Raw genomic sequence first — 24366 nt, forward strand, 5'->3', positions numbered from 1 at the left:
TAGGCCAAGATGCAAAGGTTTAGTTTTTTAGGTTGGGGTCAAACGTTGTGTTTTCAGGATTTTTGCCGTAGCGCATGGGTCATTTATTCAGCAAGTCGAACATCTCTTGCAAGACTTGCTTGTCGTCAAATGCCCCCCGCACGCCTTGCACCTCCTGGTAAGTCTCGTGGCCCTTGCCGGCTACCAGCACAATATCGCCGGGCTGGGCCAGGGCAACGGCCGTTTTGATAGCCTCGCGCCGATCTGGAATCGTCAAAACTTTACCTAAATCCTGGGCTTGTACTCCAGCCTGCATCTGGCTTAAAATGGCGTTAGGATCCTCGAAGCGCGGATTATCGGAGGTGAGCACTACGCGGTTGGAGCCTTTAGCGGCCAGGTTGGCCATTACGGGGCGCTTGGCTGCGTCGCGGTTGCCGCCGCAGCCGACCACCGTAATTACCTGCTGGCTGGGCTGCCGAATCTGGGCGATGGTAGAAAGTACATTCTCCAGCGCATCGGGCGTATGCGCATAGTCTACGATGCCTGTCACGCGGGTGCGCTCGGCCACAATGGGCTCAAAGCGGCCCGGCGCCGACGTCAGGCCCGACAGCACGGTAAGTGCTTCCGTGGGGTCTTCGCCCAGCAACACGGCCGCTCCATACACGGCCAGCAGGTTGTAGGCGTTGAAAACCCCAATCAGCCGAAACTGCACCTCGCGCCCATCTATTTCCAGATGCAGGCCATGCACGGCATTCTCCAGCAGCTTCCCCCGGAATGTAGCCATACTGCGCAGCGAATAGGTTTCGCGGCGGGCGGCGGTGTTTTGCAGCATCACCGGACCGCGCTTGTCGTCGGCGTTGGTTAGAGCGAAGGCATCCTTCCCCAGCTGATCGAAGAATCCCTTCTTGGCCTTCAGGTACTCATCGAAAGTGCCGTGATAATCGAGGTGGTCGTGGGTGAGATTGGTAAAAATGCCCCCACGAAGCGCAAAGCCGTGGTGCGGTGCTGCACTACCGCGTGGGAGCTGACCTCCATAAACACATAGGTGCAGCCGGCGCGCAGCATCCGGGCCAGCAACTCGTTCAGCCGAATAGCATCAGGCGTGGTGTGCGTAGCCGGAATTACCTCCTCGTCGATCTGATTCTGTACCGTGGAAAGCAAGCCCACGTGGTGGCCCAACTCCCGGAACAGCTTGTGCAGCAGCGTCGCGCAGGTGGTCTTGCCATTGGTGCCCGTCACGCCTACGAGTTGAAGTTGGCGCGAAGGATGACCGTAAAATGCTGCGGCCATGTGGGCCATAGCTTCAGCGCTATCAGGCACCTGCACGTAAGCGGTGGCCGGGTCGAGGCTGGGGGGCAAATTTTCGCAGACCACCACCGCCGTACCCTGGGCCACGGCTTTGTCGATGAACTGGTGGCCGTCGGTCTGGGCGCCGCGCAAGGCAAAAAATACCATGCCGGGGCCTGCTTGCCGCGAGTCTAGCGTGAGGCCTTGCACCACTACATCGGTAGGGCCATGCTGCGCCATCACCTTTACGGCGGGCAGCAGGTCAACTAGGGGGTGCGCTATGGGAGCTGAATTGGTCAATGTATTCCGGGTGCTGTTTGTACTAGTGAAGGCTAGTTATCAATACCTTCTTTTTATCCTTGCCTACTTCCGGCTTTTTAGCCTCTACTGGCTCTGTTTCTTCGCGGAGCTTCTTTTTCAGTTGTTCCTGGCGCAAAAGCAGCTTCGCTCTTTGCTTCACCGGATCCGGATCGGCGGGGGTTAGTAGCTTGTTTTCTACCAACTTGGTTCGTGCTGGCGGGGGCTGAGGCTTGGTGCCAGCCATAGCGCCAATGGGCTGCAACTCCAGCATAACCACTGTGCCACGGCGCAATGGCGTACCCGCTGCTACCGACTGGCGGTGCACGCGTCCGCTGCCTACGGCATGCACACGCAGCCCCCGGTTTTCAAGCAGAAACAGCGCGTCGCGCAGGGTCATGCCATTTACGTCGGGCACCTGGCCACGGCGCACGGGCTGCGCATGCCAGGCCAACGAGCGGGTATTGGTGTCGGCTCGGACCCATTCTTCGCCCGCCGCTTGCGACTGTTGGTTCACACCCAACTTTTCGCACACCAGCGTCAGCTCATCCTGCAAACCTGCTTTCACGACAGGCACCTGCGTTTTATTCAGCGGCACCCGAGCCAACAATGGGCGCTGGCTAGCAATGTCGCGGGCCATGGCTTTGTCGGCAACTTCGCGGAAAACCGGCGCGGCCACGTCAGAGCCATAAATACGGCCCCGTTTCGGCGAGTCGACTACCACGATGCAGCTGTACTTGGGCTTGTCGGCCGGGAAGTAGCCGCAGAAGCTGGTGGAATACGTGCGCGTGTACTGGCCATTCTTAAACTTCCAGGCAGTGCCCGTTTTGCCCGCAATGCTGAAGTCGTTCGATTTGATGGCTTTGGCCGTTCCTTGCAGCACCACGCCTTCCAGCATCGCGCGCACTTTACGCAGGGTCTCCTCCGAGCAGATCTTGGGGTTTAAAATCTTGGGCTCGAAAGATTCAATCACCTTATCCGCCTGCCGGATTTCCTTTACAATGATGGGCTGGATTTTCACGCCATCGTTGGCAATGGCATTGTAAAAAGCCAGCGTTTGGAGTGGGGCTAATTTCAGCTCGTACCCGATGCTCATGGTGGTGAGCGAGGTGCGGCTCCAGCTCCGGTCGGTGGGGTCTTTTACGTAAGGCCTCGCCTCACCGTGCATCTGAAAACCCAATGGCTTATCAAGTCCAAAGCGCTTGAGGTAATCAGTGTACTTGTCTGGCTTCTGCTGAAAATGGTCGTTTACTAGCTTCGCCACCCCAATATTGGATGATTGTTCCACCACTTTCTGCACCGAAATCTTACCATTGGCGTGCGAGTCGGTTTTCACGGCCCCGCCAATGTACATGCGGCCGTTGCCGGTATCCACCATATCGGTTAGCTCCAGGTCAGGGTTGTCTTCAAACAAAGCCATCATCGAAGCCAGCTTGAAAGTGGAACCCGGCTCGGTGCGGCCTTGGTCGGCAATGGCGTAGTTGTAGTCCTCGCGGTACACGCCATCCGCAGCCTTGCCTAAGTTAGCCACAGCCTTGATTTCCCCCGACTGCACTTCCATCAGAATTACGCAGCCGTATTGCGCATCATTATCCACCAATGACTTGTAGAGGGCATTTTCGGCCACATCCTGCAAGTTGATGTCAATGGTCGTCTTGATGTCGTAGCCGGGCAGGGGCTTTATTTCGGTGCCATCGTAGATGGGCTTATTGCCGCCTGGCAAACGCTCAAACAGTGCTTCGCCATCTTTGCCGGCTAGCTGGCTGTTGTAAGTAAATTCTAGGCCAGCGCCATTTTTGTCTTCATTCAGGAAGCCCACAGTCCGCTGGGCCAAGCCACCGAAAGGCCGAAAACGCTTGTCAACCTTCTCGAAGATTACGCCGCCTTTGTTCTTGCCCGACCGGAAAATGGGCCACTGGGCCAGCTTCTTTTTGTCCTGATAATTGATTTGGCGTGAATTCAGCCGCAGGTAGCGCACCGTCTCTTTCGAGTTTTTGGCGTTCATCAGCTTGCGCTTGTATTCCTTAGCCGAACGGTCGCCGAAGAATTGCGACAAGAGCAAAGCCAGCGAGTCTACGTTCCGATTCAACAGCTGCTTATCGACCACACTTGGGTCCCAGGCCACGCGGTAAAAAGGTAACGAGGTGGCCATGATGCTGCCGTTGTCTGACAGAATAGTGCCACGGGTAGCAAACACGGGCTGGTAAACCACGCGCCGCTCCTGCTCCAATGCCCGCCACCGGTCACCCTCCTTAAACTGAATCCGAGTCACCTTCCACACGATGGCCGCCGAAAACAGGCAGACGCCCAAAAACGCCAGCCGTACGCGGGTAACGATGGATTTTTTAACGTTGCCTTTCAAAGTATTCCGTGTGTATTGCGTTGAACAAGTACCTGGGGGCTTTTTGACCCCCCAAAAGCATAAGCTGGGCTAAAGCCCGAAGTCGTTGATTACTCCTCGATTTCGCCCTCCGCCAGCGCCACCGAGTCAGCAGCGACGGTAGCCAACGAATCGCGCACAGCCCGCGCCATCAACGAATCGGCTGTGATGATGGGCAGTTTATCCAGCTCTGCTTCGTCGAGACGACCAGCAGGCACAGTGATGCGAAACGGTGGTGAGGAGCTTTCAACCAAGCCGTAAGCGGCCACCTTGCGAGCTACCTCACTCTGCTTGCTGGCCTCCATGTAGTCCGATTTCAGGGTTGTATAGTCGGCACGCAAATCTTCCGTTTCCAGCTTTAGCTTCTGGATGTTGCGATTCATGCGGTAGCCGTAGTGCGTGTTGCCGATGTAAAGCAAGGTCAGGAACATGATGAACAGCACGTGCGGCAGGTAGCGCACCGGCAAACCTTCCCGAAACAGGCCATCCATGCGCGTAATGCGCTCGAGCAGCGTAAACACGCTCCAGGAGCTGCGCGCCTTTGTCGGGCGCGGGGCGCGGGGGGCTTCTTCCTCCGCCGGTTCAGGCTCGGGCTCGGGTGCCGGGGGGCAATTACCGGCCGGGGCACGTTGGCGCGGGGCGTCGCCGCAGGTGGTTTAATCGTATTTATAGCCATATCAACTCAACTCTTAGCTTTTTCCTGACTCCGCTCCGCAATGCGCAGCTTGGCACTGCGTGCGCGGCTATTCTCGGCTACCTCCTCCGCCGACGCTTCCACCGGGCGGCGCGTGAGCACCGTAAAGGGCGTATGTTGGTGGCCATAAAAGTCCTTCTCCACTTCGCCGAAAAACTTTCCCTTGGCCATGAAGTTCTTCACCAGCCTATCCTCCAATGAATGGTAGGACATGACCACCAGCCGACCGCCGGGCCGCAGTACCTGAGCCGTTTGCAACAGCATTTCCTGCAAAGCTGTCAACTCATCGTTTACCTCGATGCGAAGGGCCTGAAATACCTGGGCCAAATACTTGTTCTCTTTGCCGCGGGGTGTGCAAGGAGCAATTGCTTTTTTCAGCTCGCCGATGGTCCGCACAGCCTGACCGCGCCGCGCCGTCACGAGCGTGTTCGCTAGCGTGCGGGCGTTGGTCACCTCGCCGTACATCCCGAAGATGCGGTGCAATTCAGCCTCCGAATACTCAGCGACTACCTCAGCGGCTGTGCGGTCGGCCTCAGGGTCCATGCGCATATCCAAGGGGCCATCGAAGCGGGTGCTGAAGCCACGCTCGGCGGTATCAAACTGATGCGAGGAAACTCCCAAATCGGCTAGTATTCCATCGACGGGTAGGGCACCGTGGGCAGCTAGCTCCTGCTGCAAGTCGCGGAAGTTGGCGCGGATAAATGTGAAGTTGGGGCCGGCTAAAGCCGCAGCTTCGTGCTCAGCATCCGCGTCCTGGTCGAAGCTGTAGAGGTGACCGGTGGTGAGCTTTTCCAGAATAGGCTTGGAATGCCCGCCGCCGCCAAACGTGACATCTACGTAGCGGCCTTCGGGCTTAATATCCAGCGCTTGCAGGCACTCGGCCAGCATCACGGGGCGGTGATACACCGAGCCGTTGGTGGGCTGCGCAGTACTCATGCGGCCAGTTGCCCACCGGGGGGCGTTTCGGTGGACAAAAATTTCTGGGCCAGCTTAGAGAAGCTCTGCTGGTCTTTAATCAGGAACTCATCATAGCGCTCCGGGTCCCAGATTTCGCACCGGTTACCCAGGCCCACGATGATGGCTTCCTTTTCGATACCAGCATAGCGCAGCATGGTGCGCGGCAGCATAAAACGGCCAATGCTATCGAAATCGACTTCCGTCATGCCGCGAAAGAAGTTGCGCTGAAACTGCCGGTACTCCTCGTTGAACTCGTCGAGGGCCATCACTTTGTCGTGGATGATGCGCCAGGCGGCGCGCGGGTACAGCACCAGGCAAGGCTCGAAGCCGCGCACCAGCACCAGCTGGTTGCCTGACGCTTCCGGCAGATTTCCCTTCACTTTGGCGGGCAGCACCAAGCGCCCTTTCGGGTCAAGCTTGCACTCATATTCGCCAGAGAGAAGATTCATAGGGAGGGATCAGGCCGATAGGCCACGAAAAAGGGAGGTTAGCAAAAGTACAGATTGCCTATGAAAAGGCAACCACTATTTACCATTTTCTACCACAACGTAAAAACTCATTTTTTGAGATACTGGGGGGCTTTTTTGACTGATTAAACTCAAATGATTGAGTAAAGTGGTAAGCAGTGGTAGCGCTTTTGCCAAAATGTCAGTATCCGTTTTAAGGCGAATCGTAAGCTTTATTGCTGCATTTAATTGCTTCAGAGAGGCTTGACTCTCAGGCTGCCCATCTAATTTTCTGGCTGGAATTACAACTCACAATCCCGCGGGCTGTGTGCCCTATATCCTGCACCTTTCCCGCCGCATTTTGCAAGTGCGGTATCGTATCTTTGCACCCGTGAAGCGCCCACTTACTCATCGGATTTTTAGCGGTCTGCTGGCCTTGCTCATCCTCGCCGCTTCGGTGGGGCTGACGGTGCAGCGGCGCACCTGCAACGTGAGTGGGCGCAGCACGGCCAACATCACCTTCCGTGCTGCTGTCGATGCGTGCCAACCAAGCAACAATGTGCTTGATTGTGGCGCTTCTGTTGCCTCGCAGCTCCGGCAAGCCTGCTGCGACCTTGCTACCGATTTTCACAAGCTGAGCGCGCCTGCTCCCGCCTCGCTGGGGGGCAAATTTCTTGCTGGTCCGGCCATCAGCCCTTGGCCAGCAACCACGGTTTGGCCGCCCATTCCAGCTTCGCCCCTACTGGCGCAGGCTGCTTGCCGCTGGTATGCCTCCGACGCCTCGCCTCCTTCGCGGGCGGGTCGTGTGCTGCTTGCTTTCGGTTGCATTCTGGTAGTCTAGCGTTTCTCCTGATCACTGGGCCTGGCTGAACTGTATCGGCTCAGGCACGCGGGCCATTTGGCTCCGCCATTGTCTTTGGAAATACTTCTACCTCTTTCTGTTATGAATTCCTTTTCAGGGCGCAAGCTGTTGGCGCTGGGGGGCTTTTTGCTACTCCTCAGCGAACCAGCCGCCGCTCAAACTCCGGCTAGCTTGCCCGTACGTGGGCAAGTGACTGATGCTGCCGCCACGGCACCGCTGCCCGGTGCCATAGTGCGCTGGCTCGAAGACCAATCGGGCGCTACAAACACCGACGCGGGGGGCATTTTTAGCATCTTGCGGCCCGCCCGTGGGGCTTCTCATCGCCTCATCATTCAAGCACTAGGCTATCGGCCTGATACCGTTATTGTTGGGGCCACCGAGCAGTCCTTTGTGCGCATCGCGCTGCGCCGTTCTGCCGAGCTAGGCGAAGTGCGCGTGGAAGAGCGGGCGCCTTCTTATTCCGGCCTTACGCCCACCAATACCCAAGTCATCACGAGCCGCGACTTAACCAAGTCGGCCTGCTGCAACCTCGCAGAGAGCTTCGAGACCAATGCTGCCGTAGAGGTGTCGACCACCGATGCGGTGTCGGGGGCAAAGCAGATTCAGCTGCTGGGGCTAGATGGCGCTTACTCACTGCTTACCGTGGATAATCTGCCAGCCCTGCGCGGCCTGGCTACGCCTTACCGGCTGAGCTATCTGGCGGGCCCCTGGATCGAGAGTATCGACATTATAAAGGGTATGGGATCCGTGGTGAATGGCTACGAAGGCATGGCTGGCCAGGTGAACGTGCGCCTGCAGGATCCCGCCAAAACCGACCGCCTGCTCTTCAACGCTTACGTCAACGATCTGGGCAAATTCGACCTTAATCTTAACCTTTCAGCGCCCGTCAGCAAGAAGCTCAGCACGGCCCTGCTCCTGCACTCCGACCACCTCAGCCGCCGCGTCGACCGCAATAAGGATGGCTTTCTGGATTTGCCCCTCGCCACCCAGTACAACGTGTTCAATAAGTGGAAATACCAGTCGGGCAATGGCATTGTAAGCGAACTAGGACTTGGAGCGCTGCGCGAAACTCGCCAGGGCGGGCAGGTGGGGTTTCGGGAAGAAGCCGGCAACCCGTACTACGGCACCTCGCTCGCGACTGACCGCTATACAGGTTACTCCAAAACCTCTTACACCTGGCCCGGCCGCCCCTATCAGAGCCTGGGTTTGATGCTCACCGCCACCGACCACGCCTTTGACTCTCAGTACGGCCGCCGCACGTATGATGGGCGGCAGCGCACGGGTCTGGCCACCTTGCTGTTTCAAAGCGTACTGGGCAACACCGCCCATACCTACCGCGTGGGCCTTAGCTATCTGCACGATAATTACCGCGAGGTTTTACTACAGCCTGACTACGCCTCCGCGCCCTCCGAAACACCCGCTCAGCGCTACCAGCGCGAAAACCGTATCCGCCAGGAGCGGGTACCGGGCGCCTTCGCCGAGTACACGTATCAGAACGCTCGTAACCTGACGGTAGTCGGGGGCCTGCGCCTCGACCGCCATAACCTGTACGGCTGGTTTCTGACGCCCCGCCTCAATATCAAGTACGACGCCACCAAGAATACGGTGTTGCGCCTAGCCGGTGGGTCGGGTTTCCGCACGGCCAATCCCATTGCCGAAAACACGGGCATGCTCGTTAGCTCCCGCGACTTTGTGGTGTCGAATAATCTGCGGCCGGAGCAAGCCTGGAACGTGGGGGCAGTTTTACCCAATACTTCACCCTGCTTGGCCGGCCCGCTACCTTCGTAGCTGACTATTACCACACCGAGTTCCAGAACCAGGTAGTAGCTGATGCCTATTACTCGCCCTATCAGCTTAACATCAGCAACTTGCTGCCGGGTGGCCGCTCATACTCGCGCAGCTTCCAGGCCGAAGTGCAGGTGGAGCTAGTGAAGGGCTTAGAGGCCAAAGCCGCCTATAAATACCTGGATGTGCGCACCGATTATACGGGCCAGCTGCTGCCTAGGCCGCTCACGTCACCCCACCGTATTTTTGCTAATATAGCCTACGCTACCGCTTTTGATAAGTGGCGCGCCGACCTCACAATGCAGGGTTTCGGCAAACGTCCCCTGGCTATGAGCCCCGGCGAGGGTGGGCAGCATGGAGGGCACGTACCGGGCCAGCCACTGCCTAGAGCGCCACGCTTCGCCTTATTCAACACCCAGGTTACCCGCGCCTTCAAGCACTGGGAAGCTTATATTGGCGTTGAGAACCTAACGAACTATCGTCAGCGCGACCCCATCATGGGAGCCAACGACCCATTTGGGCCGAACTTTGACGCCGCAATGGTCTGGGGGCCTGTGTATGGCCGAATGGCTTACGTTGGTTTTCGCTTTCGGCTGGAGTAGTTTACCAGCTAAATACTGTTGCAGCTAAAAAGCCCCCCAGAGGCTTATACTTTCGATTTTCACTCAACAAACACTCTTCATATGAATCGCCTTAAGTCCATCCTATTCACCTTCCTGTTCATTGCCTTAGCGCCGCTGGCCCACGCCCAAACCAAGGCAACTGCCAAGACAAAGACGGATGCTACGGCGCAGATAGCGCTCAAGACCTCCGCTGTGTGCGACATGTGCAAAACCCGACTTGAGAAGTCGCTGGCTTACGAGAAAGGCGTTCAGGCTGCCAACCTCGACGTACCTACCCAGATGCTCACGGTCACGTATCGCCCTGACAAGACCAACCCCGCCGCCCTCCGCACCGCCGTACAACGCACTGGCTACGACGCCGACGACCAGCCCGCTGACACCCGCGCCTACGATAAGTTGCCGGAGTGCTGCAAAAAAACCAACGCAGTTCACAGCGACGGAGCCAAGCACTAGTCACCTAAAATCCAGCAAAAAGCCCGGATTGGGAATGGTCCGGGCTTTTTGCTGGATTTGAATTTTAGAATTGCCTTATAAGCTGTTTATTACCAACAGTATATATATAACGCATCATAGAGGAAGGCTGATAAGGCACGCTCTAAAGACACTGCAAATTTTCCAGCAATACTTATAATCTAAGAACCCATCTAAATAAGGGCCACAACTTTTTTATTTGCGTGTTAATAGATCAAGAAGGTGTCAGAGTAGACCAGAATGCCCCTTTTACGGTTGAATATTTAATCTAGTCTACCAACGTTATTCCTAATTATCTAAATCTTATTATATTCACACCCTACTAATTATCAAATTTCCATTTATGAAGATCAGTTGTCTGCTTCTCGACGATGACCCGCTGGTGCTGGAGTTGTTGCAGGCGTATATAGCCATGACGGATGTGTTGGAAGTGAAGGCTGTCTTCACCGATCCGCTGGAGGCTCATAGCTATCTTACCAGCCACGATGTGCAGGTGCTGTTCTCCGATGTTACGATGCCCCACCTCAGCGGCCTCGACCTGGTGCGTGCCCTGCGCCAGCCTCCGCTGGTCGTCCTGATGACGTCCTTCCCACAGTACGCCATGGAAGCCTTCAACCTTGACGTAATTGACTTTTTATTGAAGCCTATCTCGCTCGATCGTTTTTTGCGCTCCGTAAGCAAAGTAGTGAGCCTGATTCGCAATTCTTCGTCGAGCGAGGCTGAGATCTACGACCAGATTCTGCGGCCGGGCTCCTTTTTCATCCGCACAGATTCCCAGTTCGTGCGCCTGCATTACCGCGAGGTACTTTACATGGAGGCCCTCAAAGACTTCACGAAAATCAATACTGCCGACGGACGCACTCACCTAACTCTGGTCAACCTCAAGAATTTGGAAGAACAATTACCCACCGGCATGTTTGTGCGTACCCATCGCTCTTACTTAGTCAATGCCAACCATATCGAATCGATAAGCGCCCAAGAAGTCAGGGTGGGCGGCCATAGCTTGCCTGTGGGGCAAACCTACCGGGAGCGCCTGACGGAAGGTGTTATCGGCCGCTCGCTTATCCGGCGGCAACACTAGTATTCCGGCTAATTGCCAGAATCTGAGTGGCGGCGGGTAAAGTAAACCGGAAGGTACTGCCCTGCCCTACTTCACTCTCAAAGGACAATTTTCCGCCGTTACGCTCGACAAAATCCTTGCAGAGCAACAGGCCCAGACCGGTACCTTTCTCGCGGGCTGTGCCGAGCGTGGTATGAGGCCCACCCTGCCCGAAGATTTTCTCCCGATCGGCAGCGGCAATCCCCGTCCCGGAGTCGGTGACCGTAATTTCCCACATAGTACCCAAGGGCTGCGCCGCTACGGTTACGGTACCAGCGGCGGGCGTAAACTTAATCGCATTCGCCACCAGATTGCGCAGCACCAGCCGAATCATGTTCAGGTCGGCGTGCACCACAACGGGCTCTTGCACATGGTTTAGCAAGTGAATCCCTTTTCGCTCGGCATCACTGAGCAGCAATGACAGTGTCTCTTCCACGATCTCATCCAGGTATACTGGCTCGGGCCGGGTCGCTTCGCCTCCCATTTGCGCCGCCGACCAATTCAACAGGTTGTCAAGCAGGCTCAAGGTAGTATCCAGCATACGACTGAGCCGCTCGGAGTGCACGGCGAGCCGCTCGGGCGGTAGTGCGCCCATATTCAGCAGAGAAAGCATGGAATACAAAGACCCCAGCGGACTGCGCAGATCATGCGAAATCACAGAGAACAGCGTGCTTTTGGTACGATTCAAACGCCCCAGCTCATCCCGCTGCGCCTGAATATCTACGTTCTGCTGCTGAAGCAGGCCATTGAGGCGGCGATGGCGTCGCCGACTGCGGTACAGTATAATAGCCAGCGCTATCAGTACAACTGTTCCTGTCAGGAGCACATTACGCAGCAGTTGCTGACGGCGCAGCTGGCTGGCCTGAATCTGCCGATCTTTAGTCAGGAGCTGGATCTCGCGCTCTTTCTTTTCGGTTTCGTAGCGCGTCTGAAGTTCAGCTACCTGCGCCGAACGCTGCTCCGCAAACACGCTATCCTGCAGGTCTGCATAGTGACGCAAAGCCTCCAGACTCAAGGAGTAGCGGTTGTCGCGCTGATAGAGATTGGATAACGATTGATAAATGCTACTGACCCGGCCAAGTGCGCGCGCTTTCCGGGCTAAGGGCAAAGCTTGCTGCAGATAAGCGCTGGCTTGCTCATGATTACCAATAGAATCGTGGGCGGTGGCCAGGGAGTGCAGTAAGTCGGCTACATAGCCCGGAGCCGTGGTGGGGGGCAAATTGGTGAGCGCCTGCGTATAAAAGCCCATTGCCACCTCCTGGTTGTTCATGGCCTGATATACCTGCCCAATGCTGGTAAGTGTCTGGCCGGTGCAAGCGCTATCCTGATACTCTAACGCCTTGCGATAAGCACGTTGCAGGTGGTAGAGCGCGCGGCTGTAATGGCGCTGTTGGCGGTGCACATGCGCCATGTTGTTCATGGCTACCACCGTCTGGTACTCATTGCCGGCTTTCTGCCAAGTCACCAGCGCCTGCTCGTGGCTTTTCAGGGCCTGGGGCCATTTAGCCTCGCTGGTATACAAGTGGCCCAGCAGTTCATATCCCTGAGCCACGCCCGCCAAGTTCTGGAGCACAGTGAATGACTTTAAAGCCAGCAGATAGGTTTCGCGTGCTTTGCCGGTGTCGCCTTGGCTAAACTGGGCACTACCTAAAGCATAGCGGACACTAGCAGCTTTATAGGCATTGCGCGTACGTACGTGGTAGCGCAGTGCGGCGGCAAAGTGTGGCACCGCTTCATCGTAGCGACGGAGTGCTTCATAGGCGCGACCCACCTGAAGTTGCGCGGCAGCAGCCTGGGGGGCATTTTTGGCGTTTGTGGCAGCTTTCAAAGCAAGTCTGGCTTGCTTTAACGAGTTCTGCGGGTCGTCTACGGCAATGGGGTGGCTGGCTTGCTGATGCTGCTGCGCAAAGGTGAGCGGTTGTGGACTGGCGGCGTGAGCCGCTGAAGCCGCGCTAACGCATATTACTAACCCAATAAATAAAGCAGCCCCAGATTTAAGAGACTGGCTTGAAAACTCATTAGCTTTCCCTTTTACCCAGCCTACATCCACCATTTTCAGGCATGCCCGCACCAGCCACCCTTGACGGGCGCTGGTCGTTAGGAGAGCGCTGAAAACGGTCGTAACTATCAAAATATCAACCCAGAACACTATATAGCGCTAAGTTGGTATTTTTTTAGTTAGAAAAAAATACAATTCAAATTCAGTATTCGGTAAATAGGCTTCATACCTATATGAAGCCTCAAAAACGCCGGTTTGGCGATAATAATATTCTAAACTGTAATATAATTATTCTTATTATAACAAATACTGAATACGCCTCTGATGTCATACACAAAGCGCGAATTCAGCCTACAATATCCTGCTAAGACCTACTGCGTGGCGGCTTCTTTGGCCTGCCATAGTCGCCACCAAGGCAAATAGGGCTGATCATGGTGCTCATAGTGGTAGCCGAAGAAATAACAGCTCATAAAGGCCCACACGTGATGACGAAACTGGCTGCGCGACTTATGCGGGTTGTGTTCGGCGTGCTCGCCGCGGTGGGGCAGATAGGTACCAAAGAAAAACAGCTGTACCGTAGCCAGAATAGCCGGTATCATCCAGAAGGCAATGACATTCGCCTGTGGGAAAAACAGTTTTAGCACATTGTAGGTCACCGCCATAAGCACGACCTGCCACCACGTGACGTAGTTCCAGGCAAAGCGCGCCAACCAAGGCAAAAAACCGGGGTGATGCCCATCATGAAAATCGGGGTCGTCGAGGGTGCCTACGTGGCGATGATGCTGGTGGTGCTTGGGCAACATTCCAGGAAACCAATTGAAGGCAAATAGCAGCGCAGCCACGGTGCCCAAACCGTTATTTAGGCGCTTATCAGCGCTTACCACACCATGCATCGCGTCGTGGGCGGTGATGAACAGGCCAGTGTATAAGTGGGTTTGGATCAGCAATAGCAGATATGGCCACGGCGTACGCCAATTTGGCTCATAAAAAGCCAGCAGAAACGTCAATAAAGCCCCCCAACTCAGCATAATTACCCCCGCAACGAATACGCCCTTATTACCAACCGGAGCAGGCTTGAGACGAGTAACAGAAGGTTGAGCAGAGGTGGTGGCGTGCATTAAGTAGTGCTAAATTTATGTAGACCAGACGTTTGCTCTCGCAGACGTAGAGCCTTTTAAAGACCAAATACTGGTTTATAGTTCTTTTGACTATGGGTTTAAAGCGCCAGCAGAGCATCGCGCACATCTTCCATCAGCCACATAGGCGTGCTGGTAGCCCCGCAAATACCAACCGACTGCCCCGGCTCAAACCAACTGGCGCAGATTTCTTCCACCTTTGAAATAAAATGGGTTTGGGGGTTGGTATCCTTGCAGACCTGATAGAGCACTTTCCCATTGCTGCTCTTCGTGCCTGACACAAACACAATCTGGTCGAACTGGGCGGCAAACTTGCGCAGATCTTTATCCCGATTGCTTACCTGCCGGCAAATGGTGTCGTTGGCATTAATGGCGTAGCCTCGCTCCTCCAGTTCGCCCTTAATGCGGTAAAAGCTGTTGGTGCTTTTCGTGGTTTGGCTGTAGAGCGTGATGTTGGGGGCAATTCGTGACCCAGCAGTTCGTCCAGGTTCTCAAATACTACTGCGTTGCCGCTGGTCTGGCCCAATAGTCCCCGCACCTCAGCGTGCCCATGCTTGCCGTAAATGAAGATTTTCTCCTGCTTGTCGTAGCTGGTTTTGATGCGGTTTTGCAGCTTAAGCACCACCGGGCACGAAGCATCAATCAGAGTCAGGTTATTCTGTAAGCCGGTTTGGTAGGTGCTGGGCGGCTCACCGTGGGCCCGAATCAGCACCTTCTCGTCGCGCAACTGCGCTAGAGTATCGTAGTCGATGATGCGCAGGCCGCGCTCTTCCAGGCGCTCTACCTCCTCATCATTGTGCACAATGTCGCCGAGGCAGTACAGGTAGCCCTGTTCTTCCAGAATATCCTCGGCCATTTGAATGGCATAGATAACGCCGAAGCAAAAGCCAGAGTTGGGGTCGATACGGACGCTCAGATGGTGCGGCATAAATCGGTAACCAGGAAAACAGCCGGAAGGTTATTGGCCAAAACGTGTCATGCAGATAAGGTACGCAATAAGTTAGGCTTGTAGTTCAGCTTACGGCGCATAGAAGCTGATTATCTGTGTTCTACAATTTCGGAATTCCTGGCTTTTCTTCAAAAGGAAAATAACAAGATTAAGCAGTTGTGCACGTTAAAAGGCCTTGGGTGATGTAGCTTTGGGAGCCGATTTAGGTGAGCCTTCGCCCAGCCAACTGACCTTCCTTCTCTCCTACTGCCTCTTGCTTCGCTCCTTTTTTTCCATTACCCTGCTTCAAGTAATAGCATTCGTTTCGGCGGCCTCGGCACTCTGCTGTACCGGCACCACCGACTCCGATATGCCAGCCAGCCAGGCCATTAGCGGCAGCGTTACTAACCTGCGCAATGCTCGCGGCACCTGCTACGTGTCGCTTTATAATCGCAAAGAAGGGTTTCCGGGCAAAAAGTCCGTTGCCACTCAAAAAGTGCAGCTAACTGCCAAAGAGTGTGTTTTCGTCTTTGATAAGCTGCCCAAAGGCGACTACGCCATAGCTGCCTACCACGACGAGAACAACAACGGCCGCCTCGACACTAACTTTATCGGCCTTCCTACCGAAGGGTATGCCTTCTCTAATAATCCGCGCGCTCTGATGGGCCCACCGTCTTTTGCCGAGGCGAAAGTGGTGGTACACAGCAGCCGCGTGAAGGTGCAGCTAACGATGAAGTATTAGACTTCGGGATTAAGCTGCCAGTTGCTCTAGCTCTTGGGCCTGCTCAGCACTCACGTGGCCCCTGCCTATCAGGAAATTACGCACCGTATTGAACGCCTCTGCATCGAGGCCCGACTGTGGATGCTGCCGCAATGCATCCAGCAGATACTGCCGATCCTCTTCTACATGTGGGCTCAAACCCAAAAAAGCGGGTATATTACTTTCTACACTAAACCGTAAAAACCGGACCTCGGCACTGTTTGAGTCGGCAGCTACAGCTTGCTCGAAAATGCGAGCGGCCGCCTGCGCATAGGTCAACTTATTAAACATCGAAGCGTCGCGGGCCCTAATGGCCTCGGAGGCTGCTTTATAAGCCAGCGGCAAAGCTTCGCTGCCCTGGTAGCTGCTCATGAGCTTATAAAACTTCTCTCCGGCCGATTTATCGGCGGCGGCTTGCTCATAGTGGCTGCGTAGGGTAGCGAGGTCGTAAGAAGAATTCATAGGATGTGGGTGGGTTTCAAGTTCTGATGTGGAAGTGTCTGAAAAAGCCCCCCAACACCTAGCTGGGGGGCTTTTCTGAGATTATATAGCGCGAAGCCGGTAGCGGAAGTACGAGCCGACCAGCAGTAATAGTTTTGTATTGTCGGGAACGCGCACGCGGCCGCCAAGAATCTGCGTAGCTGGCAGCTGGCGAATTTTATGAAACAGCTTCAGGTAATACACATACGCCAGATATACGCCCAAGCGAGCCGACCGCGGCAACTGCACGATACCCGCGTAACCGGCCTCAAAATCAGAGCGAATGTCAGCCTCAATGTCGCGCTTCACGGCATCATTGAAATGCTCGTAGCTAACACCGGGGAAATACACTCGGCCCCGCTCCTCGTAGTCAGAACGGATGTCGCGCAGAAAATTGATTTTTTGAAACGCAGCGCCCAAGCGACGAGCCGGCTCGCGCAGGCGGTCAAACAAAGCAGTATCGCCCTCACAAAAGATACGCAAACACATCAGCCCTACTACTTCTGCCGAGCCGTAGATATAGTCATTATAGAGCGATTGATTGTAGTTGCGGTCCTCTAGGTCCATTTCCATACTCCGCAGAAAGGCCTCAATAAACTCCCGATCAATGCCGTAACGGTGCACCATCAACTGAAACGCGTGCAGCACCGGGCTCAGGCTGAAGCGCGTGTCGAGCGCCTCGTAGGTCTGGCGCCGAAAGTCCGCAAACAGCGCGGCTTTGTCGTGGTCATGGAAGGTGTCCACGATTTCATCGGCCCAGCGCACAAAGCCATACACGGCATACACCGGCAGGTGAAACCGCGGGTCGAGCGTGCGAATACCTAACGTAAACGACGTGCTGTAGCGCTTCGTAATCAGCTTACTACACGCCAAGCTGGTTTGATCAAAAAGGGCTACGTGGTCCAAGGCTATTGAAAGGCGAAGAGGTGAAATGGAGTGACTACCTCCCATAAGTTGGCTGGGGGGCAATTTGTTCGGGGCGGCTAGTCGATTGAGTATTCCTTGAATATTTCCCCTGCCACTACCTGCCCTGATATCAAAGAGGGCGGCACGCCGGGGCCGGGCACCGTAAGTTGCCCCGTAAAATACAGATTACTTACCTTTTTGCTTTTCAGCGTAGGCTTGAGAATGGCGGTTTGCTTGAGCGTATTAGCCAAACCATACGCATTGCCCTTGTAGCTATGGTAGTCGGCCACGAAATCGCTATGGGCGTAGCTTCGCTTGTATATCACCGCATCGCGGATGCTTTGGCCGGTAAGGCGCTCCAAACGGTCCATAATAAGATGGTAATAACGCTCGCGGGTTTTTTCCGGGTCAGCCAGGTCTGGGGCTACGGGCACCAATAAAAACAGGTTTTCGCAGCCTTCGGGCGCTACCGTAGGGTCGGTTTGGGAAGGCAGCGAGGCGTAAAACAGTGGCTTGCTGGGCCATTGTGGCTGCTCGTATATCTCCTGCGCGTGGCGGCCAAAGTCTTCATCGAAGAAGAGGTTGTGATGGCGTAGGTTCTTCAGGCGCTTATTTACTCCCAGATAAAACAGCAACGATGAAGGCGCCATCGTGCGCGAGTCCCAATACTTTTCGTCGTAGTGCCGATGCTGGGGGGCTAATAATTGCTGCTCCGCATGATGGTAGTCGGCCCCGGCCACCACAATGTCGGCCGGGCGGAAACCGGCAGCCGTTTGCACGCCCGTAGCACGGCCATTCTCCACCCGTATTTCCTGCACTTCCTGATTATACTCCAGCTTCACGCCTTGCTGCTGGGCCACCTGCACCATGCCCTCTACTATTTTGTGCATGCCGCCCCGCGGGTACCAAGTGCCCAGCGCTAGGTCGGCGTAGTTCATAAGCGAGTACAGCGCCGGTGTGTTTTCGGGCGTTGCGCCCAGAAACAGGACCGGAAACTCCATGAGCTTAATCAGCTTCTCGTGCTTAAAAAAGCGGCGCACGTGGCGGCTCATACTTTGCAGCACATCCAGACGCACGGCATCTACGAGCAAGCGCGGATCGGCAAACTCCAATAGGGAGCGGCCGGGCATATGCACGAATTTGTTGATGCCGACCTCATATTTATAAGCTGCCTGCCGCAAAAACTCATCGAGCTGAGCGGCACTGCCGGGCTCCAGCTGCTCAAACATGGCCCGAATGGCGGGCATAGCGGCCGGAATATCTAGAAAGTCGTTGTCGCCAAAAATCACAGCGTACGAAGGATCAAGGCGCACTAGATCATAGAAATCGGCTACCCGGTGCCCGAAGCGAGCGAAGTATTGCTCAAACACGTCGGGCATCCAGTACCAGCTCGGTCCCATATCGAAGGTGAAGCCCTCGGCCCGAAACACGCGTGCCCGGCCGCCAGGGCCTTCGTTTTTCTCCAGCACCGTGACCTGATAGCCGCGCTGAGCTAGGGAAGTAGCCGCTGACAGCCCCGCGAAGCCTGCCCCAATAACTAAAACGTGTTTACTCACAAAGTATCGATTATGCAGATCAAATGAGATAACCGAAGCCGAAGCCCCGCGTTTCCAAGCAAGTCAGAGTTCCTGACTGCCCTATCATACCGTTGAGTTGAGCAGAGGTTTACAGATTGCCACTTAAATCCGTGAATCGGCGACATTCTGCGAAATATGCGATAAAAAAAGCGGGCCGCAGACACGCCACCTTTCGGCTTTGTATTCTGCGGCCCGCTGTACGCCCGGGCGGCGGTATTATCTCTCCCTATACTCTACACACCGGGGCGTATACTTTCAATGCCTGCTTTAGCTCTTTGCGGGCAATGTGAATACGGTTTTTAACGGTACCAATCGGAATCTGAAGCTTCTCGGCAATCTCTAAGTACTTGTAGCCGATGTAGTACATCATAAACGGCGTCCGATAATCGGGCGAGAGCGTCGCAATTGCCTCGTTGATGTCGGTTACTACGAAGTCGCTCGAAGCGCCGTTGTGCGTGATGTAGTTCTCGTCGGTATTAAAGTATTGGAAATACTCCGTGCTGTCAATATTGCTATTACGCTTGGTGATCTTGTTATAGTTGTTGATGAAGGTGTTGCGCATGATGGTATACAACCATGCCTTCAAATTGGTACCAGCCTTAAACTTGTCCTTGTTCAACAACGCCTTGAGTAAAGTTTCTTGTACCAAGTCCTTTGCATCGTCAGCGTCGCGGGTCAGGTTCATCGCCACGGGCTTCAGCGAATAGGAAATCTTCTGTACTTGATTTGTGAATTCCAGAGAGGTCATGTTGTTTAGCTTTTCGTGGCAAAAAGTTAAACAAATATACGAGAATTTTTGAAAGTAGGATAGCTCGGAAGCAATTATTTTTCTGCGTCTTCTGTACTTGTTTTGATTAACCTAATGTACGAATGCGCTGATAATCAGGGGGAATTACAAAAGCTAAAATCGCTCTTCGCCTGTTTTTGGCTGATGAACTGTACACTTTGCCAGATCAACTCCCGTTTTCTCACGTTGGAGATTTCAAACCAGACTATACGAAAAATGCCTCGTAAAAGCGGGGCATTTTTCGTGTATTTGGGGCAATAAATTTTCTAAACCGCACGCCTTCAAGCCATACTGTGCAGCTTGGAAGCTATGTTGCTCCCTAATGGCGTCGCTCGTCGGCGAGAGCCAGAAAGTCGGTCATCAGGCGAAGGCGGGCGGCCTTGGGGGGCATTTCCAGCTCCTGATGCTGAGCCTGGCTCCCATACAGGATCACCTCACTTTCGGGACATAGCCTGGCTAGCTCATTCACATACGCCTGCACATGGTCGCGCTCAGGCAGCGCTGTCATTACACAGCATACAGCATGAGGCTTATATGTATTGTAAACCAATTCAAGGTCGTTAAGCGGCATGTTCTGCCCCAGATATAAGACATGGTGGCCACGGGAGCGCAGGGCATGGTTCATAAACAGCAGCGCCAGCTCATGCAACTCCCCTTCGGGCAGAAACAGCACCCAGCGCCTCGTGGTGGCCGGTGCTACCAGCGGCAGGCTATCGGTAGCAACCAGCATTTTCTGCCGCAAGAGGTTTGTTACTAAATGCTCCTGCGCCGGATTAACACTACCCGCCTGCCACAAAAGGCCGATCCGCTGCAAAAAAGGATACACCACGTACATGATGGCCGTTTCGAAGCCCAGCTGCCGGATGGTGCTGGTAAGCACTTTGGTTAGCTGGTGCTCGTTCATTTCGAGCATGGCGGCTAACAGCGCATTTACTTGGCGGGCATAATCATGCGGATCATCGGAGCCGGCCAGCACGGCCTGGGTCAACTCTTCCTCGCTAAGGCGGGCAACCTGCGAAATGCGCTGGCCACGGCCACATAAAGTAGCCACGTTGAGCAACCGACGCAAATCGGCGTCGCAGTAGGTCCGAATGTTGGTAGCAGTTCGTTCAGGGCGCAGCACATTATAGCGCTGCTCCCACATGCGAATAGTGGGCGCCTTAATACCTGAAAGATTTTCCAGGTCACTTATTGAGAATTGTCCCACTTGGCTTAATTATCAATTACTAACTACTAATTAATAATTTTCTTTCGGCGGCGGGCCAATGCAAAATACTTTGGTGATACCCATAGCATTCCAAACTCCTCGGAGCCGTCGCGGGCGGTGGTTTTGTGATGCATCTTATGGGCCATATTGAGAGCACGAAGGTATTCGCTGCGCGATTTGCGCCAGAATCGCAGACGCCCATGAATCAGGACATCGTGCACAAAGAAGTAAACGGTACCGTAGGCTGCTATACCAATTCCTACCCAAAAAGGCCAGTCTTTGGTTTCTGAGCTGTACATGATAAAACCCATGGACAGGGACCCATAAAACAGAAAGAACAGGTCGTTGCGCTCAAAGCGGTGCGGATGGCGCACATGGTGCGAGCGATGCAAAAACCATAATGCGCCATGGAGCACATACTTGTGCATAAACCAAGCGACAAATTCCATTCCCAGAAAGGTGGCCGTCGATACGGCAGCGGCTGCCAGTGGTGTCATGTGGAGTTAACCGAGGACCCGGATGGATGTTTAAAACGTGCTTTTGAACCTCAGCTGCTGAGCTTTAGAACCTCCACATGCTTTCAACGATTCGCATCCGTATCGGCATCCTCCCAGGTGATTTTCTCCTTATTTAAAAAAGCGGCAATACCCCGGCGGCAGTCGTTGGAGCCGCGGGCTTCGGCGTTCATCTGGGCCGCGTAGCGCAAGCTATCTTCCAGGGGCATTTCCGGAATGCGAGCCAGCATCTCTTTGGTCATTTCCATGCTTTGGGCTGAGTTTTCGACACAAAGCCGGCGCGCAAACGTGCGCACTTTTTCAGCCAGCTCTTCTTTGGGAGCCAGGAAATTAATCAGACCAAATTCAACCGCCGCCTGGGCCGAAATAACGTCGCCGGTGAGCAGCAGGTGCTTGGTGCGGGCCTCCCCGATTTTACGCAGCAGAAACACACTCACAATAGCGGGCAGGAAGCCAATCTTGACCTCGGTATAGCCAAACTTCGCTTCGGGCACGGCAAAGGCGAAGTCGCAGATGGTGGCTAGGCCGCAGCCACCGGCCAGGGCATGACCCTGAACCTGAGCAACAACGACCTTTTTGAGCGTATAAATCTGATGGAAAAGCTGCATCAGATGGGTGGAGTCCGACAGATTATCGGTGTAGCTGAATCCTTGCAGATCCTGAATATACGCCAGGTCGGCGCCGGCGCAGAACGCGTCGCCGTTGGCGCGCAGCACCACTACTTTGCAGGTCTCGTCGTCTTCGGCGTATTCAAAAGCCAGCTTCAGCTCCGATACCATATCAGAGTTGAGGGCATTGCGCTTTTCAGGGCGGTTGAGCGTGATGTATCCTATGGCTTCCTGGCACTCATAACGAATGTAGCGCAGGGCTTGCAGGTCCTCGGTTGGTGTGTTTTCCATGGTCGTTGGGCTTAGCAGTGTACGGGCAGCGCCGGGGAGTTGAGAAAAGCCCCCAGACGCCAAAGAGCCGGCGCGGTAGTCAAACCTAACAAAAATGGTGCGGTAAAAGAAACGGAACCAAGCGAAGCCGCCGCCCGCTTTCCGGAATTTACTGCCTCGGCTGCTGCCGAAAAGCCCCCTGCGCGGTCACGTCGTGGGTAAGGAATCCGGCCGCGCGCAGCACCGAATCCTGGCGGGCGACATACCAGCTCCGGCACGAAGAATCGAAGATGATGGGGGGCTTTTTGCCAAACACGGCCGCCAGCTCAGCCGGCCGCACGCGGGCATTGCGGCGCAGGATTACCACATCTACAGGCCAGGGCTGGCGGGCTGGGCTCAGATACCCCGTCACGAAAGCCAGCCGCAGGCCGCGCCACACTACCAGCACCAGTCCGTCATCGGCCTGCAAAGTAGCCGGAATGGGTGTCGCCTGCCAGCCCTGATGGTAGCTTACGCGGCGTGAAGCGCGCTGAATAGCGCCAGGCACGATGCGGTAAGTGCGCTCGGTTTCGGAAAGGGGCAGCGAATCGACGGATACGATGTCGGCGGCGGCTCCTTGCCAGAAGCCACACACCGAGCGGCGCGGAATACTGTAGATTATCAGCTCCTCATCGGTACTTGTGCGGTGGGCAGCCCACACGCGGCTGCCAGCAAATACACTCAGCAGCGCGCAGGCCAGCCCCAGCCAGGCAAGGCGTTTGACGGCCAAAAACAGGAGCAGCGAAAGGATGATGACAAACACCAGCCAGGTCTGGGGAGCCGTGAGCTGAACGCCGCTGATGAGGGCATGCGGCATTTGGCGCCCAATCCAGAAAATATATTCGTTGAACGCCCAGATTATATTTTCCAGCAGAACCGCTACCAGACGCGGCCCAGCTTCCACACTTGAAGCAAAGGCTGGCACCAATGCGCTGATGCCGTGCGTAATACCAGTCACGGCGAGCAGCCCCAGCCCCACATACAATGCCCCCGACGACAGCGGCACGGCCACCAGATTGGACAACAGAAAGCTAAGCGGAAACTGGTGGAAATAATACAGGCCCAGCGGAAACGTAGCCACCTGCGCCGCCAGCGTCAGGGCCGTGGCCTGCCATATCCATTCGGCCGACCAGCCGCCGGCCAGCCACAGATAGCGCACGGGGCGCGGCTGCCAGGGCCGTTGGCGGCGGGCTGCTAACTCCTGGAAGTCAAGCCAGCCGGCGATGCGCGGCTGTAGGTACACAATGCTGAGCACGGCCAGAAAGGAAAGCTGAAAGCCTACATCGGCCAGTAAATAAGGATCATAGCAGAGCAGCGCGAAAGCGGCCACGGCCAGTGTGTTGTACATCGTGCTTTGTCGCTCCGACACGCGCGCCACGATGATGAAGCTGAACATTACGGCCGCCCGCAGCACCGAAGCCGAGCAGCCCGTAATAAACGCGTAGCTCCAGATAACCGCCAAGCCCACGCCCGCCGACCAATATCGGAACCCCGGCGCCCCGCCAAACAACCGGCGCAACACCCAGGTAATCAAGCCAAACAGCAACCCCACCTGCAAGCCCGACACGGCCATAATGTGCGTGGTGCCGGTGTTGGCGTACGCCTGCTTGGTCTCTGAATCGATATCATTCTTGAGGCCCAACACCAGCGCCGAGGCAAGCGCATATTCCCGTTTGGCCGTGAGGTAGCGCCTAAAAACGCCATCTAGCACCTGCGCCACCCGCAAACTGACGGCGCGCACATAGCTGGGGGGCAAAAATGCGATTTGGCGGTATTGGTCGGGGTGAATAAACTGCTGATGATAGATCTGATGGTAAGCCAGATAGCGCCGATAGTCGAACTCGCCGGGGTTGAGGGGCGCTTTGGCCGGCGTGGGCTGCCCGCGCACCAGCCACACTTCGCCGTAGCGGGGCGTGGCTACGCCCACCTCGCGCGGCACCGAAACCCGAATGCCGCCCACCGCCGTTTGCCAGCGCCCGCCAACGCGTACCGCCGATACGCGCAAGGTAGTGGCGTAGGTAGCCGGCCGCACCACCGGGTTTTCATCCACCACCGCCCGATAAAACTCCACAGGACCCTGTAACTGACTTAAATGATTGGGCCTGCGCGACTCCGTGGCCAGCTGGGCGCTGGTAAGCCCCGCCAGAAACACGACCGCCAACGCCAACAACCCCATGGCATCGTTTGCACTAGCTGAACCGCTCTTGGCAGCCCACCATTGCCCAACAACAAAAAGAGAAATGCCCCCAGAAGCCAAGGCAGCAGTTCGGGCAG

At 55.4% G+C, this 24366-nt stretch carries 20 protein-coding genes and 2 pseudogenes; 6 read left to right on the forward strand and 16 right to left on the reverse strand.

What is annotated here, in order from left to right; translation table 11 throughout:
- Positions 1-79: 79 nt before the first annotated feature.
- The 5 genes and pseudogenes from H9L05_RS01225 to mraZ all read right to left on the reverse strand — a co-directional run bounded on the left by H9L05_RS01225 (position 80) and on the right by mraZ (position 6043).
- A pseudogene (locus H9L05_RS01225) lies at positions 80-1506 on the reverse strand (UDP-N-acetylmuramoyl-L-alanyl-D-glutamate--2,6-diaminopimelate ligase).
- 82 nt (positions 1507-1588) lie between these two features.
- Positions 1589-3925 (reverse strand): penicillin-binding protein, encoded by a 2337-nt coding sequence (locus H9L05_RS01230; protein WP_187732698.1) that lies wholly within the window; start codon positions 3923-3925, stop codon positions 1589-1591.
- 89 nt (positions 3926-4014) lie between these two features.
- The gene (locus H9L05_RS01235; RefSeq protein ID WP_187732699.1) at positions 4015-4464 is read right to left on the reverse strand and encodes an FtsL-like putative cell division protein; all 450 of its coding nucleotides are present in this window, start codon (positions 4462-4464) and stop codon (positions 4015-4017) included.
- Positions 4465-4625: 161 nt separating this feature from the next.
- Positions 4626-5573 carry a 16S rRNA (cytosine(1402)-N(4))-methyltransferase RsmH gene (gene rsmH / locus H9L05_RS01240; protein ID WP_187732700.1) on the reverse strand — a complete coding sequence of 316 codons (948 nt, stop codon included), beginning with the start codon at positions 5571-5573 and terminating at the stop codon, positions 4626-4628.
- Entirely contained in the window at positions 5570-6043 is a 474-nt protein-coding gene (gene mraZ, locus H9L05_RS01245) for a division/cell wall cluster transcriptional repressor MraZ (protein WP_166074599.1), read from the reverse strand. Before mraZ ends, rsmH begins: the two co-directional genes overlap by 4 nt.
- Positions 6044-6368: 325 nt before the next feature.
- On the opposite strand from mraZ, the gene H9L05_RS01250 reads away from it, so the two are divergent.
- From H9L05_RS01250 to H9L05_RS01265, 5 genes are all read left to right on the forward strand, one after another.
- Positions 6369-6881, forward strand: coding sequence for a hypothetical protein (locus H9L05_RS01250; protein ID WP_187732701.1), 513 nt, complete (start codon positions 6369-6371; stop codon positions 6879-6881).
- Between the two features lie 102 nt (positions 6882-6983).
- Positions 6984-8690, forward strand: coding sequence for a TonB-dependent receptor (locus tag H9L05_RS01255; protein ID WP_223284661.1), 1707 nt, complete (start codon positions 6984-6986; stop codon positions 8688-8690).
- Positions 8663-9289: a TonB-dependent receptor domain-containing protein gene (locus H9L05_RS22885; protein WP_223284882.1), complete on the forward strand. Its 627-nt coding sequence runs from the start codon at positions 8663-8665 to the stop codon at positions 9287-9289. The genes H9L05_RS01255 and H9L05_RS22885 overlap by 28 nt, the downstream gene beginning before the upstream one ends.
- An 81-nt stretch (positions 9290-9370) precedes the next feature.
- Positions 9371-9763 (forward strand): heavy-metal-associated domain-containing protein, encoded by a 393-nt coding sequence (locus tag H9L05_RS01260; RefSeq protein ID WP_187732702.1) that lies wholly within the window; start codon positions 9371-9373, stop codon positions 9761-9763.
- Between the two features lie 361 nt (positions 9764-10124).
- A complete protein-coding gene (locus tag H9L05_RS01265; protein WP_187732703.1) occupies positions 10125-10862 on the forward strand; it encodes a LytR/AlgR family response regulator transcription factor in 738 nt (245 codons plus the stop codon).
- Here H9L05_RS01265 and H9L05_RS01270 read toward each other — a convergent pair.
- From H9L05_RS01270 to H9L05_RS01280, 3 genes and pseudogenes are all read right to left on the reverse strand, one after another.
- The gene (locus H9L05_RS01270) at positions 10843-12708 is read right to left on the reverse strand and encodes a tetratricopeptide repeat-containing sensor histidine kinase (protein WP_187732704.1); all 1866 of its coding nucleotides are present in this window, start codon (positions 12706-12708) and stop codon (positions 10843-10845) included. The two genes, H9L05_RS01265 and H9L05_RS01270, sit on opposite strands and share 20 nt — an antisense overlap.
- Positions 12709-13250: 542 nt before the next feature.
- Positions 13251-13997, reverse strand: coding sequence for a fatty acid desaturase (locus H9L05_RS01275; RefSeq protein WP_187732705.1), 747 nt, complete (start codon positions 13995-13997; stop codon positions 13251-13253).
- A gap of 98 nt (positions 13998-14095) precedes the next feature.
- Positions 14096-14943 (reverse strand): annotated as a pseudogene (locus H9L05_RS01280) (4-hydroxy-3-methylbut-2-enyl diphosphate reductase).
- 211 nt (positions 14944-15154) lie between these two features.
- Between H9L05_RS01280 and H9L05_RS01285 the strand changes: the two are divergent.
- Positions 15155-15685, forward strand: a complete 531-nt coding sequence (locus H9L05_RS01285; RefSeq protein ID WP_187732706.1) for a DUF2141 domain-containing protein — start codon at positions 15155-15157, stop codon at positions 15683-15685.
- 9 nt (positions 15686-15694) lie between these two features.
- Here H9L05_RS01285 and H9L05_RS01290 read toward each other — a convergent pair whose 3' ends face one another.
- The 8 genes from H9L05_RS01290 to H9L05_RS01325 all read right to left on the reverse strand — a co-directional run bounded on the left by H9L05_RS01290 (position 15695) and on the right by H9L05_RS01325 (position 24349).
- On the reverse strand, positions 15695-16165 hold the full coding sequence (locus tag H9L05_RS01290) for a hypothetical protein (RefSeq protein ID WP_187732707.1): 471 nt from the start codon (positions 16163-16165) through the stop codon (positions 15695-15697).
- A gap of 81 nt (positions 16166-16246) precedes the next feature.
- A complete protein-coding gene (locus H9L05_RS01295) occupies positions 16247-17089 on the reverse strand; it encodes a phytoene/squalene synthase family protein (protein WP_223284662.1) in 843 nt (280 codons plus the stop codon).
- Positions 17090-17166: 77 nt separating this feature from the next.
- On the reverse strand, positions 17167-18645 hold the full coding sequence (locus H9L05_RS01300) for a phytoene desaturase family protein (protein WP_187732709.1): 1479 nt from the start codon (positions 18643-18645) through the stop codon (positions 17167-17169).
- A 247-nt stretch (positions 18646-18892) separates the two neighbouring features.
- Positions 18893-19414 (reverse strand): sigma-70 family RNA polymerase sigma factor, encoded by a 522-nt coding sequence (locus tag H9L05_RS01305; RefSeq protein ID WP_187732710.1) that lies wholly within the window; start codon positions 19412-19414, stop codon positions 18893-18895.
- Positions 19415-19772: 358 nt separating this feature from the next.
- The gene (locus H9L05_RS01310) at positions 19773-20660 is read right to left on the reverse strand and encodes a MerR family transcriptional regulator (protein ID WP_187732711.1); all 888 of its coding nucleotides are present in this window, start codon (positions 20658-20660) and stop codon (positions 19773-19775) included.
- 26 nt (positions 20661-20686) lie between these two features.
- Positions 20687-21157, reverse strand: coding sequence for a sterol desaturase family protein (locus H9L05_RS01315; protein ID WP_187732712.1), 471 nt, complete (start codon positions 21155-21157; stop codon positions 20687-20689).
- 83 nt (positions 21158-21240) lie between these two features.
- On the reverse strand, positions 21241-22074 hold the full coding sequence (locus H9L05_RS01320) for an enoyl-CoA hydratase/isomerase family protein (RefSeq protein WP_187732713.1): 834 nt from the start codon (positions 22072-22074) through the stop codon (positions 21241-21243).
- A 148-nt stretch (positions 22075-22222) separates the two neighbouring features.
- Positions 22223-24349 carry a ComEC/Rec2 family competence protein gene (locus tag H9L05_RS01325; protein ID WP_187732714.1) on the reverse strand — a complete coding sequence of 709 codons (2127 nt, stop codon included), beginning with the start codon at positions 24347-24349 and terminating at the stop codon, positions 22223-22225.
- Positions 24350-24366: the final 17 nt, after the last annotated feature.

This window comes from Hymenobacter qilianensis (assembly GCF_014489555.1).
GTDB classification, from domain to species: Bacteria; Bacteroidota; Bacteroidia; order Cytophagales; family Hymenobacteraceae; genus Hymenobacter; species Hymenobacter qilianensis.

Excerpts from the sequence above, each read along its gene's own strand:
- rsmH (WP_187732700.1), bottom strand. The coding sequence starts at position 5,573 with ATGAGTACTGCGCAGCCCACCAACGGCTCGGTGTATCACCGCCCCGTG.
- mraZ (WP_166074599.1), bottom strand. The coding sequence starts at position 6,043 with ATGAATCTTCTCTCTGGCGAATATGAGTGCAAGCTTGACCCGAAAGGG.
- H9L05_RS01255 (WP_223284661.1), top strand. The coding sequence starts at position 6,984 with ATGAATTCCTTTTCAGGGCGCAAGCTGTTGGCGCTGGGGGGCTTTTTG.
- H9L05_RS01260 (WP_187732702.1), top strand. The coding sequence starts at position 9,371 with ATGAATCGCCTTAAGTCCATCCTATTCACCTTCCTGTTCATTGCCTTA.
- H9L05_RS01265 (WP_187732703.1), top strand. The coding sequence starts at position 10,125 with ATGAAGATCAGTTGTCTGCTTCTCGACGATGACCCGCTGGTGCTGGAG.
- H9L05_RS01275 (WP_187732705.1), bottom strand. The coding sequence starts at position 13,997 with ATGCACGCCACCACCTCTGCTCAACCTTCTGTTACTCGTCTCAAGCCT.
- H9L05_RS01290 (WP_187732707.1), bottom strand. The coding sequence starts at position 16,165 with ATGAATTCTTCTTACGACCTCGCTACCCTACGCAGCCACTATGAGCAA.
- H9L05_RS01305 (WP_187732710.1), bottom strand. The coding sequence starts at position 19,414 with ATGACCTCTCTGGAATTCACAAATCAAGTACAGAAGATTTCCTATTCG.
- H9L05_RS01315 (WP_187732712.1), bottom strand. The coding sequence starts at position 21,157 with ATGACACCACTGGCAGCCGCTGCCGTATCGACGGCCACCTTTCTGGGA.
- H9L05_RS01320 (WP_187732713.1), bottom strand. The coding sequence starts at position 22,074 with ATGGAAAACACACCAACCGAGGACCTGCAAGCCCTGCGCTACATTCGT.